Annotated in this window: 11 protein-coding genes and 1 riboswitch; of the genes, 4 read left to right on the plus strand and 7 right to left on the minus strand. The window is 69.5% G+C overall.

What is annotated here, in order from left to right; genetic code table 11:
• Nucleotides 1-55 precede the first annotated feature (55 nt).
• The 3 genes from AC25YV_RS01055 (at nt 56) to AC25YV_RS01065 (ending at nt 3,611) form a co-directional block, all read left to right on the plus strand.
• Complete coding sequence (locus tag AC25YV_RS01055) at nt 56-352, plus strand: hypothetical protein (RefSeq protein ID WP_488121971.1); 297 nt, start codon at nt 56-58, stop codon at nt 350-352.
• Nucleotides 353-495: 143 nt separating this feature from the next.
• Complete coding sequence (locus AC25YV_RS01060) at nt 496-1,983, plus strand: NAD-dependent succinate-semialdehyde dehydrogenase (protein WP_488121972.1); 1,488 nt, start codon at nt 496-498, stop codon at nt 1,981-1,983.
• Between the two features lie 173 nt (nt 1,984-2,156).
• Entirely contained in the window at nt 2,157-3,611 is a 1,455-nt protein-coding gene (locus AC25YV_RS01065; RefSeq protein ID WP_488121973.1) for a glyceraldehyde-3-phosphate dehydrogenase, read from the plus strand.
• A 71-nt stretch (nt 3,612-3,682) separates the two neighbouring features.
• Here AC25YV_RS01065 and AC25YV_RS01070 read toward each other — a convergent pair whose 3' ends face one another.
• A complete protein-coding gene (locus AC25YV_RS01070) occupies nt 3,683-5,119 on the minus strand; it encodes a helix-turn-helix domain-containing protein (protein WP_488121974.1) in 1,437 nt (478 codons plus the stop codon).
• Nucleotides 5,120-5,239: 120 nt separating this feature from the next.
• Between AC25YV_RS01070 and AC25YV_RS01075 the strand changes: the two genes are divergently transcribed.
• Complete coding sequence (locus AC25YV_RS01075) at nt 5,240-7,123, plus strand: phosphoenolpyruvate carboxykinase (GTP) (protein WP_488121975.1); 1,884 nt, start codon at nt 5,240-5,242, stop codon at nt 7,121-7,123.
• 269 nt (nt 7,124-7,392) lie between these two features.
• On the opposite strand, the gene AC25YV_RS01080 is transcribed toward AC25YV_RS01075, so the two are convergent.
• The 6 genes from AC25YV_RS01080 to ribD form a co-directional block, all read right to left on the minus strand.
• Nucleotides 7,393-9,303 carry an ABC transporter ATP-binding protein gene (locus tag AC25YV_RS01080; RefSeq protein ID WP_488121976.1) on the minus strand — a complete coding sequence of 637 codons (1,911 nt, stop codon included), beginning with the start codon at nt 9,301-9,303 and terminating at the stop codon, nt 7,393-7,395.
• Nucleotides 9,304-9,448: 145 nt separating this feature from the next.
• Entirely contained in the window at nt 9,449-9,805 is a 357-nt protein-coding gene (locus AC25YV_RS01085; protein ID WP_488121977.1) for a Fe-S protein, read from the minus strand.
• A 55-nt stretch (nt 9,806-9,860) separates the two neighbouring features.
• On the minus strand, nt 9,861-10,337 hold the full coding sequence (gene ribH, locus AC25YV_RS01090) for a 6,7-dimethyl-8-ribityllumazine synthase (protein WP_488121978.1): 477 nt from the start codon (nt 10,335-10,337) through the stop codon (nt 9,861-9,863).
• Complete coding sequence (gene ribA / locus AC25YV_RS01095; RefSeq protein ID WP_488121979.1) at nt 10,334-11,611, minus strand: GTP cyclohydrolase II; 1,278 nt, start codon at nt 11,609-11,611, stop codon at nt 10,334-10,336. Before ribA ends, ribH begins: the two co-directional genes overlap by 4 nt.
• On the minus strand, nt 11,608-12,273 hold the full coding sequence (locus AC25YV_RS01100; RefSeq protein ID WP_488121980.1) for a riboflavin synthase: 666 nt from the start codon (nt 12,271-12,273) through the stop codon (nt 11,608-11,610). The genes ribA and AC25YV_RS01100 overlap by 4 nt, the downstream gene beginning before the upstream one ends.
• The gene (ribD, locus tag AC25YV_RS01105; RefSeq protein WP_488121981.1) at nt 12,273-13,343 is read right to left on the minus strand and encodes a bifunctional diaminohydroxyphosphoribosylaminopyrimidine deaminase/5-amino-6-(5-phosphoribosylamino)uracil reductase RibD; all 1,071 of its coding nucleotides are present in this window, start codon (nt 13,341-13,343) and stop codon (nt 12,273-12,275) included. Before ribD ends, AC25YV_RS01100 begins: the two co-directional genes overlap by 1 nt.
• Nucleotides 13,344-13,422: 79 nt before the next feature.
• A riboswitch (FMN riboswitch) is annotated at nt 13,423-13,582 on the minus strand.
• Nucleotides 13,583-13,624 lie beyond the last annotated feature (42 nt).

Genomic DNA, 13,624 nt, shown 5'->3' on the forward strand with positions numbered 1-13,624 from the left:
GCTCGGCCCTTTCGATGCGCTCTCTCGTGGTCACAGCGGGGGCCATGATGGAGGGATGAAGACGACCCAGCTGCGCCGGTACACCCTCGTCGACGGACAATACGACGACTTCGTCGCATGGTGGGGCAGGACGATGAGGGTCGTTCGGCCGGCGGCGGGGTTCGAGATCGAGTTCGCGTACGGCATCCGCGAGACGAACGAGTTCATCTGGGCGGTCAGCATCGAGGGGGATGAAGAGGCCTTCCTCGCGCTCGAGACCGAGTACAAGGCGTCCGACGCTCGCGCCGCCGCCTTCGCCGGCGAGCCCGATCGGATCGCCGACACGGACGTGCGGTTCGTCGAGAGCTTCTGATCCGTTCGCCGCGACGGAGGGGTCACGGCCGGGTTCTGTACACGCAGCACATCGCCGCTACGCGTGCGTCGGGGTGACAATAGGACCGCGAACCGCGAGATCGTATACGATTTGAGGATGCCGCGTGAGGCGGCATCCCGGATATGACGAGGGAGTCCCCCGTGAGCCTCAACCGTGAGACCGAGCTGCTGGCATCCGTCGAGGACGGGCTGTTCATCGATGGCCAGTGGCGTGCCGCCGCAGACGGACGCACGCTCGATGTGTTCGATCCCGCGACGGGCGAGGTCGTCAAGACGATCGCGAGCGCGGGACCGGCCGACGGCAAGGCCGCTCTCGACGCGGCTGTCGACGCGTTCCCCGCCTGGGCGGCGACCCCTGCCCGGGAACGCGCCGAGATCCTGCGCCGTGCGTTCGACCTGCTGCAGGAGCGCAAAGAGGACTTCGCGCTGCTCATGACGATCGAGATGGGCAAGCCCCTCGCCGAGGCGCGCGGCGAGGTCGCGTACGGCGGAGAGTTCCTGCGCTGGTTCAGCGAGGAGACCCCGCGCATACAGGGTCGTTACGGGGCGAACCCCGAGGGCACCGGCCGCATGATCGTGTCGCAGCATCCCGTCGGCCCGTGCTACCTGATCACGCCGTGGAACTTCCCGCTCGCGATGGCCACCCGCAAGATCGCCCCCGCCCTGGCCGCCGGGTGCACGGTCGTCATCAAGCCGGCCGCGCTCACGCCCCTCACGACGCTGTACTTCGCGCAGCTGCTGCAGGAGGCCGGCGTGCCGGCGGGCGTCGTCAACGTCATTGCGACGTCGTCGTCCGGCGCCGTGTCCGAGCCGATCATCAGAGACCCTCGCCTGCGCAAGCTGTCGTTCACGGGATCGACCCCTGTCGGCCAGCGCCTGCTCGAGCAGGCGGCCGAGGGCGTGCTGCGCACGTCGATGGAACTCGGCGGTAACGCCCCCTTCGTCGTGTTCGACGATGCCGACCTCGACAAGGCGGTGGAAGGCGCCCTCCTGGCGAAGTTCCGCAACATCGGTCAGGCCTGCACCGCCGCTAACCGGTTCATCGTCCATCGCTCCATCGCCGATGAGTTCGCCGCGCGGGTGACCGAGCGCGTGCAGGGCATGAAGATCGGCCGTGGAACCGACGACGGCGTGCAGATCGGGCCCCTCATCGACGACAAGGCCGTGGCGAAAGCCGAAGAGCTCGTGACGGATGCCGTCGGTCGCGGCGCCACGCTGCGCACGGGCGGCGAGCGGCTCGAGGGAACGGGGACGTTCTACCAGCCGACCGTCATCAGTGACGTGCAGCCCGGAAGCGACATCCTCCGCGAGGAGATCTTCGGGCCGGTGCTCGCGATCATCCCCTTCGACACCGAAGACGACGCCGTGCGGCTCGCGAACGACACCGAGTACGGGCTCGTCTCGTACGTCTTCACCGAGAATCTCGCCCGCGGGCAGCGCATGATCGAACGGCTCGAGACCGGCATGATGGGCCTCAACGTCGGCGTCGTCTCGAACGCCGCGGCGCCGTTCGGCGGGTGGAAGATGTCGGGTCTGGGCCGCGAGGGCGGCGCCGAAGGCATCAGCGAGTACCTCCAGACCAAGTACACGCTCACGGCCAACCCCTTCTGATCCGCGGACGTTGCCGCCCCGGAAAGAAGGGTGCTTCTTGACGCGCGGCGACGGGTTGAAGCCGCGGAATCCTTCATGACGGCCTTCTAGAATTGGTCGCGGTCGATTCGACCGCCCACTTCCCCCAGACGCAGCGCGGCGGGTCGCACTCCCCGGCGCGCAGAGGAGCATGCATGCCCACGTACGACGAAGACCGCGCGGCCTGGGTCGCACTCGAGCAGGTCGCCGAGCGGATGATCCCGCACATCGGCGCGCTCTACCGCGACCGAGGCGTCGTGACGTCTCTGCACGGACACCGCCTCATCAACCTGTCGGTCACCGGCATCATCGAGGCGCACGAGCGCGTCGAGCAGCTGGGCCACGCCGCCATCCCCCTCGAGGAGACCCTGCGTGTCCTCGAGGGCCTGCGCGCGATCGCCCCGGGCCCCGCATCGCTCGATGTCGCGCGACTCATCCTCGGGCACGAAGAATCAGGCGTCGACCTCGAGGAGTACCTGGCCCGCGAGCTCGCCGACGTGCTCGACGCCGATGCGTACCCCGCCGGTGGCGCCGACGTCGTGCTGTACGGCTTCGGCCGCATCGGGCGCCTGCTCGCCCGCATCCTCGTCGCCCACCAGGGCGGTGGCCGCGGCCTGCGCCTGCGCGCCGTCGTCGTGCGAAAGGGCGGATCGAACGACCTCGTCAAGCGCGCGAGCCTGCTTCTGCGCGACTCTGTGCACGGGCCCTTCGCCGGCACGGTCACGGTCGACGAAGATGCACAGCAGATCATCGCGAACGGCACGCGCATCCAGGTCATCTACGCCGATGACCCCGCCGCGATCGACTACACGTCGTACGGCATCCGTGATGCGATCGTCGTCGACAACACCGGTCGCTGGCGTGACGAAGAGGGACTGTCGCAGCACCTGCGGTCGACCGGCGTCGCGCGCGTCCTGCTGACGGCCCCCGGCAAGACCCCGATCAAGAACATCGTCTACGGCATCAACAACGACACGATCACCCCCGAGGATCGCATCCTGTCGGCCGCGTCGTGCACGACCAACGCGATCACCCCCGTGCTGAAGGCCATCGACGAGGCCTACGGCGTCGTTCGCGGTCACGTCGAGACGGTGCACTCGTTCACGAACGACCAGAACCTGATCGACAACTTCCACAACGGCGACCGTCGCGGGCGCTCGGCTGTGCTCAACATGGTCATCACCGAGACGGGCGCCGCGAAGGCTGTCGCCAAGGCGCTGCCGCAGCTCGAGGGCAAGCTCACCGGCTCGGCGATCCGCGTGCCCACGCCGAACGTCTCGCTCGCCGTCCTCAACCTGACGCTCGAGCGCCCGACGAACAAGGACGAGGTCAACGACTACCTGCGCCGCGCGTCGCTGCACTCCAAGCTGCGCCAGCAGATCGACTACGTCGAGTCGCCCGAGGTCGTGTCCACCGACTTCGTCGGCTCGCACCGCGCGGGCATCGTCGACGGTCTGGCGACGATCGCCGACGAGACCAACCTGATCCTCTACGTCTGGTACGACAACGAGTTCGGCTACTCGACGCAGGTCGTGCGCGTCGTCGAGCAGATGGCCGGGACGCACCCCACGGTGCTCCCGCCTCGTGTCGAGGTCACCGTCGAAAGCTGAGCGCACCCGCGCATTCGAGCACCCTCGCCTCGAGCCGGCCCAGTGCCGGCATGGAGCGAGGGTGCTTCGGCTCAGGCGTGCCGGTCGAGGAAGGCGTAGACCTCGTTGTCGTCGACTCCCGGGAAAGCTCCGCGGGGGAGCGGCGAGAACATCTGCATGTGCACGCGCGCGCTCGGCCAGGCCTTGCCCGCCCACCGCGCGGTGACGTCGGCCGGCGCGCGGCGACAGCAGGACTCGCCCGGGCACGTCGACACACCGCGCTTCTGGGTCTCCCGCCCACGGAACCAGCGCGCGTCATCGAACGGCACGCCGACCGTGATCGAGAACTCGCCGTCAGACGTCGAGCCGATCTGGGTCGAGCACCAGTACGTGCCGGCGGGGGTGTCGGTGTACTGGTAGTGCTCGGTCGTGCGGTTCTGCTCTGAGAAGGCCGCGCGCGCCGAGAACTTGCGGCACGCGATCTGGCCGTCCACGGCGCCCGTGACGTCCATGGGCAGTGGCAGGTCGTCGTTCTCGTAGACGCGCGAGATCGTGCCCACGCCGTCGACGCGCAGGAAGTGCATCTTGATGCCCAGGTGGTGCGTGGCGAGATTGGTGAGCCGCATTCCGGCGGCTTCGTGGGTCACGCCGAACGCATCGCGGAAGTCCTCGACGGCGAGGTTCCGGTCCTTCTTGGCCTGCTGCAGGAATGCCACCGATGCCGTCTCGGGCATGAGGCAGCAGGCCGCGTAGTAGTTGATCTCGAGCCGCTGCTGCAGGAAGTCGGCGTAGTCGGTCGGCCGCACATGGCCGAGGAGCCGATGCGCCATCGCCTGCAACGCCATCGACCGCAGGCCGTGTCCGCCGGGGATCGAGGCGGGCGGCAGGTAGATGCGGCCGTTCTCGAGGTCGGTGACCGAGCGCGCGGAGTGCGGCAGATCGTTGACGTAGATGAGCTCGAAGCCGAGCTTCTCGGCCATGATGCTCACGGTGCGGTGCGTGAGAGCTCCCGAGACGTGCCCGGCGGCCCGGAGCTGCTTCTCGGCGAGCTTCTCGATGTCGGGCAGGTAGTTGTCGATCCGGCGCATCTTCAGGCGCAGCTCGGTGTTCGCCCGGCGGGCTTCTTCGGGTGTCGCGATGGCTTCGCTCTCGCGCCGCTGCAGTTCGCGGTGGAGGCCGAGGATCGACTCGATCGTCTCGTCGGTCATGCCCTTCGTCACCTTGACGGGGGCGACGCCGAGCTGACGGAACACCGAGCTCGACTGGGCGCGATCCAGCTCGATCTCGAGCGCCGCGCGCCGATTGGGCGGTTCGTTCGAGAGCAGGTCGGCGACCTCGACTCCGGTCGCCGCCCCGATGGCCTGCAGGACGGACAGTTTCGGCTCGCGCTTGCCGTTCTCGATGAGGCTGAGCTGACTGCCCGCGATCCCCACGATCTCGCCCAGTTCGTCGAGCGTGAGGCCCGTGCTCACGCGCTGATGACGGATGCGATGACCCAGGGTCGACAGTTCGAGCGAGGAGGGTGCCATTCCTTGATCGTATCGAAAGAATGGCAGAATTTGCCACGCTCAAACGCCGAAAGTGCGCCCGAATGCGACCAGAGTGGACGTGCACGCGTTTTCCGTGCCGCCGACCGAGAGGACATCCCCATGGCTCTGGCCGACATCTCCACGCGAATCGCCCCCGGCAGCATCCCCGCCGATGCAGCCCCTGAGGCGGGCTATGGCGCGCACCCGGGGGTCTCGGGCCCGGGCATGGCCGACCTCGAGGCGTGGGTCGACGAGATCGCGGCGCTGACCAAGCCCGACCGCATCCACTGGGTCGACGGCTCGCCGTCCGAGAATGACGCGCTGCTGCGCCAGATGGTCGACGACGGCCAGCTCATCAAGCTCAATCCGGAGTGGCGTCCGGGGTCGTACCTCGCCCGCTCGCACCCGAGTGACGTCGCCCGCACCGAGGGCCGCACCTTCATCGCCTCCGAGCGCGAAGAAGACGCCGGCCCGACCAACAACTGGGTCGCCCCCGACGAGATCCGCCAGACGATCACCCCGCTGTTCGAGGGCTCGATGAAGGGCCGCACGATGTACGTCGTGCCGTTCTCGATGGGAGCCGTCGGCGGTCCGCTGTCGCACATCGGGGTTCAGGTCACGGACAGCGCCTACGCGGTGGCATCCATCGAGATCATGACGCGCGTGGGCACCGACGTTCTGCGCGAGATCGCCAACGGCGCCCCGTGGGTCAAGACCGTGCACACGGTCGGCGCACCGCTCGCAGAGGGCGAGCAGGATGTCGCGTGGCCCTGCAACGACGAGAAGTACATCGTTCACTTCCCCGACACGCTCGAGGTGTGGTCCTTCGGTTCGGGATACGGCGGCAACGCGATCCTGGCGAAGAAGTGCTTCGCTCTGCGCATCGCCTCGGTCATCGGCCGCGACGAGGGCTGGCTCGCTGAGCACATGCTGCTCATCCGTGTCATCTCGCCCGAGGGCAAGGCGTACCACGTCGCGGCCGCGTTCCCGTCGGCCTGCGGCAAGACCAACCTCGCGATGCTGCGCCCGACCATCCCCGGCTGGCGCGTCGAGACGCTCGGCGATGACATCGCCTGGCTCCGCCCCGGTGCCGACGGTCGCCTGTGGGCGATCAACCCCGAGGCCGGGTTCTTCGGCGTCGCGCCGGGCACGGGCGAGTCCACCAACGTCACGGCCGTCGAGACGCTCTGGGGCAACACGATCTTCACGAACGTCGCGCTGCGCCCCGACGGTGACGTGTGGTGGGAGGGCCTGACCGATGAGGTCCCCGCCGAGCTGACCGACTGGCAGGGCGAGCCCTGGACGCCGGCATCCGGTCGTCCTGCCGCCCACCCCAACTCGCGCTTCACGGTCGCCGCGGCGCAGTGCCCGCAGATCGCCTCGGACTGGGACGCGCCCGAGGGCGTGCCGCTGGATGCGATCCTGTTCGGCGGTCGCCGTGCGACCAACGTGCCGCTCGTCGTCGAGGCGACGGACTGGACGCACGGCGTGTTCATGGGCTCGAACGTCTCCTCCGAGCGCACCGCAGCCGCAGAGGGCACGGTCGGGGAACTGCGCCGCGATCCGTTCGCGATGCTGCCGTTCTGCGGGTACAACATGGCCGACTACTTCGGGCACTGGCTCAAGGTCGGTCAGAAGCTGCGCTTCGACCGCGCGCCGCGCGTGTTCCAGGTGAACTGGTTCCGCAAGGGCTCGGACGGCCGCTTCCTGTGGCCCGGCTTCGGTGAGAACTCGCGCGTCATCGACTGGATCATCCGCCGCATCGAAGGCGACGTCTCCGCCGTGGACAGCCCGATCGGGCGTCTGCCGCACACGTCGGACCTCAACCTCGACGGCATCGACGTGCCGCAGGAAGACCTCGACGAGCTCTTCGCGATCGACCGTGCGTCGTGGGCGAAGGAAGCCGACCTGACGGAGGAGTTCTACCGGACCTTCGACGGACGCGTGCCCGCGCCGCTGTGGGCTGAACTCGCCGCGCTGCGCTACCGCCTGCAGCGCGCCTGATCGACCTGACGGATGCCCTGACCCGCCCGCACCGCGGGGGTCGGGGCATTCGCGCGCGCGGCACGATCCGCGGCGCTCGTGCGCGTCTGAGTCGCCCGTTCGTTTGCCTCGGTGTGCGCTGGGGTGCTTGTTCGTTTGCCTCGGTGTGCGCTGGCGTGTCCGTTCGTTTGCCTCGATCTGCACTTCTGTGCGGCCTGGCGCAGCAAAATGAGGCAAACGAACGGGGATGCGGGCACCCTATCCCCGGGCCGGGAGGGGCCGGGGCCGAGTCACACGAGCAGCTGGTGCTTCGCGAGGTCGCGGTACAGCGGCGTCGAAGCGACGAGCTCGGAGTGCGTGCCCTGGCCGACGACGCGGCCGTGCTCGAGCACGACGATGTGGTCGCTGTCGACGACGGTCGACAGGCGGTGGGCGATGACGATCAGTGTGCGATCCTGTGCGACGGCGTCGATCGCCTCGCGCATGCGCTGCTCGTTGAGTCCGTCCAGCGACGAGGTCGACTCGTCGAGCAGCAGGATCGGCGGAGCGGCCAGCAGCGCGCGCGCGATGGCGAGGCGCTGACGCTCACCGCCCGAGAGCATGACGCCGGATTCGCCGACAGGAGCGTCGAGCCCGAGCGGATTGCGGTCGAGCACGTCGCCGAGGTTCACGGCGCGCAGCACCGCCTCGCAGGCGGCGTCGGTCGCGTCGGGTGAGGCGAGGCGCAGATTGTCGCCGATCGTGCCGGCCAGGGTCGGGGCATCCTGCTCGACGTAGCCGAGCTGCGCGCGCAGCGCGGCGCGGTCGAGCGCCCGCACGTCGATGCCGTCGAGCAGGATCGCGCCGTCCGTCGGGTCGTAGAACCGCTCGATGAGCGCGAGCGTCGTGCTCTTGCCGGCGCCCGAGGGCCCGACGAGGGCGACGCGCGCACCGCGCGGCACCGAGAACGAGACCCCGCGCAGGACGTCGCCCGCCGCAGAGGGGGCTTCGGACTCGACGAGCACCGACGAGTCGACGTGCGCGCTCTCGAGCACGGCGATGGCTTCGGACTCGGCTTTGCGGCGGGCTTCGACGACGGCTTCGGGGTAGCGGAAGTGCACGTCGCGGAACTCGATCGCCGGCGAGGCGGAGACCGGAGCCTCCAGGTGCGGCACGCGCGCCGCGATCTCGGCGTCGTGCTGGGACTCGGTGGGCAGCTCGAGCACCTCCTGGATGCGGCCGAGCGCACCGAGCGCCTGATTGACCGAGGTGATCGCACCGAAGAACGACCCGAGCGGGGCGATCAGCATGAACAGGAACATGATGAACATCACGAGGCTCGCGATGTCGATCGCCCCCGTCGCGACGCGGAACCCGCCGAAGCCGATCACGACGAGCAGCGACACCTGCAGCGCGATGCCGGCGATCGGCACGACGAGGGCCGAGATCTTCGCGATGCGCACGCCGACGCGGTAGGCATCGGAGGCGCGCTCCGAGACGGATGCCACCTCGCGGTCGGTCGCCCCCGAAGCGCGCACGGTGCGGATCGAGCCCACGGCGCGCTCGACGCCGGACGCGAGCTCGCCGACCTTCTCCTGCTGCTCGGTCGAGGCCGTGCGGATGCGGCCGCTCAGCGTGACGACGCCGATGACCGAGACGCCGATGACGGCCACGATGATCCCGAGCAGCACGATGTCGATGACGGCCATCGCGATCAGCGCACCGGCGAAGAGCAGGGCGTTGCCGATCGCGTCGGCGAGGCCCTGCGTGAGCGCCGAGTAGAGCAGCGTCGTGTCGCTGCCGACGCGCGAGACGAGGTCTCCCGTGCGGCGGGCATCGAACTCGCTGATCGGCAGGTGGAAGATGCGGGCGATGAGTTTGCGGCGACTGGAGTAAACCACGGCCGTGCCCGTGCGCTGCAGCAGGTAATGCTGCCACGCCGTGATGAGCGACGACACGACGACGAAGCCGATGAGCACCCACAGCAGCAGACCGAGGTCGAGGCTGCGCTGCACGCGGTCGATCACCTGGCCGACCAGCAACGGCTGGGCGAGCATCGTGATCGAGCCGAAGACGCTCAGGATCGACACGACGATCAGGGTGCGCTTGTGCTCGAAGAGATAGGGCAGCAGCTGGCCGAAGCTGGCGCGCGGCCCGTCGTCTTTCACGCGGGGCGAGCGACGCGTCGGACGGGCGGGGCGGGAAGGTGCGTCGGAGGACATGCGGCTACCTCGTTCGTGATTCGGTCACCTTCGACCGTACTTCGTGCCAGGGGCGGTTTCGTCGCTCCCGTGCAGATGGCACGGAACCCGCAGGAAAGAACGGATGCCGCGAGCCTGAGGCCCGCGGCATCCGTTCGATCCGTGGTCAGCGCCAGATGACGGCGATGGCGGCGTTCGCGAGGGTGAGGATGCCGATCGGCCAGAACAGCGCGGGCGCGACCGCGCCGTTGCCCTTGCGGGCACGGGCACCGCCGATGCCCATGAGTGCTCCGATGATGAGCAGCACGACCAGCTTGATGGCGATCTTCGTGTAGTTCAGGTCGTACGAGATGCCCCACGGGGCGGCGAGGGCAAGGCCTGCGAGGGTGGCCAGGACCAGACCGAGGCTCATGGCCCGGTTGACCTGGAACCGGCGCGAGAACGCTTCTACGGCCCACCCTCCGAAGAGCAGGGCGAAGCCGGTGATGTGCAGGAAGATGACGATGAGTCGGAGGGTCTCCATGCCGACACGCTAGCGCCGCGCGCGTGCGGCCAGCAACAGGGTCCCGCCGCGTCGCTCAGTCGCGCAGGTCGCGCAGAACGAGCGCCGTGCGCAGGGCGGCGTCAGCGGCTTCGTGGCCCTTGTCCTCTTTCGAACCGGGCAGGCCCGCGCGGGCGAGGCCCTGCTCTTCGTCGTCGAGCGTCAGCAGACCGAACCCGATGGGCTTGCCCGTGTCGAGTGCGACGCGCGTGAGCCCGTCGGTCGCGGACGCCGAGACGTACTCGAAGTGCGGCGTGCCTCCGCGGATGATGACGCCGAGAGCGACGACGGCGTCGGCGCCGGCATCGAGCGCGGCCTTCGCCACGACGGGAAGCTCGAACGACCCGGGCACCCGAACGAGCCTCCAGCTCGCCCCGGAGGCTTCGAGCACGCGCTGCGCCCCCGCGATGAGTCCGTCGGTGATGACGTCGTGCCATGTCCCGGCGACGACGACGACATGGAGCCCTCGAGCGTCGATCGGCTGGCTCGCCTGGGGGGCGCCCTCGCGGCTCATCGCTCGGATCCGTCGTGAAGGGCGGCGAGCGCGTCGCGCAGCTCGTCGGCATCGAGGATGTGGCCCATGCGGTCTCTCTTCGTCTCGAGGTACTGGTGGTTGTTCGGCCCGACGCCGACGATGAGCGGAACCTGCTCGACGACGTCGAGTCCGAGTGCGCGCAGCTGCGCCGTCTTGTTGGTGTTGTTCGTCAGGAGACGCACCTGCTCGACGCCCAGGTCCGCGAGGATGCCGGCTGCCGCGGCGTAGTCGCGGGCATCGGCGGGCAGGCCCAGCGCGAGGTTGGCGTCGACGGTGTCCAGGCCGCGCTCCTGCAGGCTGTACGCGCGGAGCTTGTTGATGAGGCCGATGCCGCGTCCCTCGTGTCCGCGCATGTAGATGACGATGCCGCCAGCCTTCGCGATGGTGGCGAGGGCGGCCGACAGCTGCGGCCCGCACTCGCACTTGAGTGAGCCGAATGCTTCGCCGGTCAGGCATTCCGAGTGCACGCGCACGATCGGGGCCGCCTCGGTCAGATCGCCCGAGACGACGGCGACGTGGTCGGTGCCGGTCGCGCGGTCCTTGTATGCGAGAAAGCGCAGATCGCCGTGCGCCGTCGGCACATTCGCCTCGGCGCGCAGGCTGACCCGGCGACGGCGCACGACCGGGGTGTCCGGGTCGAGCGGCTCGTGCTCGTTGAGGTAGGCGATGAGCTGCTCGATCGTGATGACGGGCACGCCGTCACGTTCGCCGAGTTCCTTGAGGGCGGGCAGACGCATCATGCTGCCGTCCTCGTCGACGACCTCGCCGATCGCGCCGACCGGCTGGAGGCCTGCGAGGCGCATGAGCTCGACCGCCGCCTCGGTGTGGCCCGCGCGCTCGCGGACACCGCCGTCGACGGCGCGCAGCGGCAGGATGTGCCCGGGGCGGATGACGCTCGAGGGTGTGGACTCGGGGTCGGCGAGGACATTGAGCGTGTGCGCGCGGTCGGCGGCGCTGATTCCGGTCGACACGCGATCGGCGGCGTCGACGCTCACGGTGTACGCCGTCGAGCGGGCGTCCTCGTTGAAGGCGACCATGGGCGGAAGATCGAGGCGGTCGGCCCACTCGGCGGGCATCGGCGCGCAGATGAAGCCGCTCGACCAGCGCACCGTCCAGGCGAGCCACTCGGGAGTGGCCAGCTCGGCCGAGATGACGATGTCGCCTTCGTTCTCGCGGTTCTCATCGTCGGCGACGATGACAGGTCGGCCCTCCGCCAGAGCGGCGAGGGCATCGGGGATCGTGGACAGGCTCACAGCGAGCCTCCTTCCGTCGGTGCGGAGTCGAGAGCGGGAGAGGCGAAAGAGAGAAGGCGCTGCACGTGGCGCGCCAGGATGTCGGTCTCGAGGTTCACGCGGTCGCCCACGACGCGCTCGCCGAGCGTCGTCGCCGTGAGCGTCTCGGGGATGAGGGAGACCTCGAACCAGTGCCCTCCGCCGCCCGCAGCTGAGCCTGCTGAGGCGTCCGAGGCGCCGCTCACCGTGAGCGAGATCCCGTCGACGGCGATCGAGCCCTTGTCGACGACGAGCGGTGCCAGGTGGTCGGGGAGCCCGATGCGCACGACGCGCCACTGCTCGCCCGGGCGCACGTCGAGCACCTCGCCCGTGCCGTCGATGTGGCCCTGCACGATGTGGCCGCCCAGTCGTCCGTGCGCCGCCGTCGCCCGCTCGAGGTTGACGCGGCGGCCGGGAGCGACGCCCTCCAGCGTGGACATGTCCAGAGTCTGCTTCATCACGTCTGCGGTGAACCAGTCCTCGCCCTGGTCGATGACCGTGAGGCACACGCCGCTCACCGCGATCGAGTCGCCGTGTGCGGCATCCGACACGCTCTGTGGGCCCCGAACCGTGAGGCGTACGCCGTCGCCGGATGGTGCGACGGCCGTGACCTCGCCGATCTCTTCGACGATTCCCGTGAACATCAGCTGTCTCCTTCTTGCAGAGTGTGAGCGTGTGTCGGTCGCTGGTTCCGGACCGGTTTCTGGGGGGTCGCGACCACCAGCAGGTCGTCGCCGAGCCGTTCGACCGATGCGACGGCCAGCCGCCGCGCGTCGTCGATCGTCTGCACTCCGATGTCGTCGAGCGCGAGGCGCGCACCGCCGAGCAGCACCGGAGCGACGTAGGCGAGGATCTCGTCGGCGAGGCCCGCCCGCACGAACGCGCTCGCGAGCGTGGGCCCGCCCTCGACGAAGACATGGTGCACTCCGAGAGCGCGCAGTTCATCGAGCACCGCGGCGAGATCACGGCCGTCGCGCTGCATGACAGGGAGCGGATGCCGGTGCACGGCCGCCGTCGTCGGGAGGGTGCGCGTTCCGAGGACGACGGGACGCGGCTGGTGGTCGTAGAGCGACCCGTCGCCGCGTCGAGCAGTGAGGGCGGGGTCGTCGGCGAGGAGTGTGCCCGTGCCGACGACGATCGCGTCGACCAGGGAACGGCGCCGGTGCACGTCGTCGCGAGCCTCGGGGCCGGTGATCCACTTGCTCGTGCCGTCGTCGGCCGCCGCGCGCCCGTCGAGGCTCTGCGCCCACTTCACGCTCACGTGCGGGCGCCCGAGGCGCTGCACCGTGAGCCACGATGCGAGCAGCTGGGTCGCCTCTTCGGCACGCAGGCCGGACACGACGTCGACGCCCGCGGCGCGCAGTCGCTCGGCGCCGCCCGCCGAGGCCTCACCCGGGTCATCGACGGCGTAGACCACGCGCGCGATGCCGGCGTCGATGAGTGCTTGCGAGCACGGTCCCGTGCGGCCGGTGTGATTGCACGGCTCGAGGGTGACCACGGCGGTCGCACCGCGCGCCGCGCCCGGCGCGAGAGCGGCGAGCGCGTCGACTTCGGCGTGACGGGTTCCGGCGCCGTGATGGGCGCCCTCGGCGAGCACATCACCCGCCGGCGAGAGGATCACCGCGCCCACTTGCGGGTTGATGCCCCGGGGACCGCGCAGGGCGAGCGCCAGGGCTCGTGCCATGGCCGTGCGTTCCGCGTCGTTCGTCGTCATCCGTCTCACCGCTCAGCAGATCCTGATCGACGGGTCCCGGACAGACGGGTAGGCGAGGCAGGCCGGATACCGGTTCGCCTCACGTGCTGCCTCCCATCCGGACTAGCGGGTTTCCCCGCATCACCGTCGGTTCCGGATTTCCACCGGATCGGTCGTGGCGCGGCATCCTCTCGGATGCGAACCACGACTCGCGGACTGTCACCGCCGGTTCGGATTCTCACCGACCCCGGAGCACGTCGATGCTCACGAGTGTAGTCAACGCCGCGGGCGCCCAGTCATTC

Source organism: Microbacterium sp. Y832, assembly GCF_057669765.1.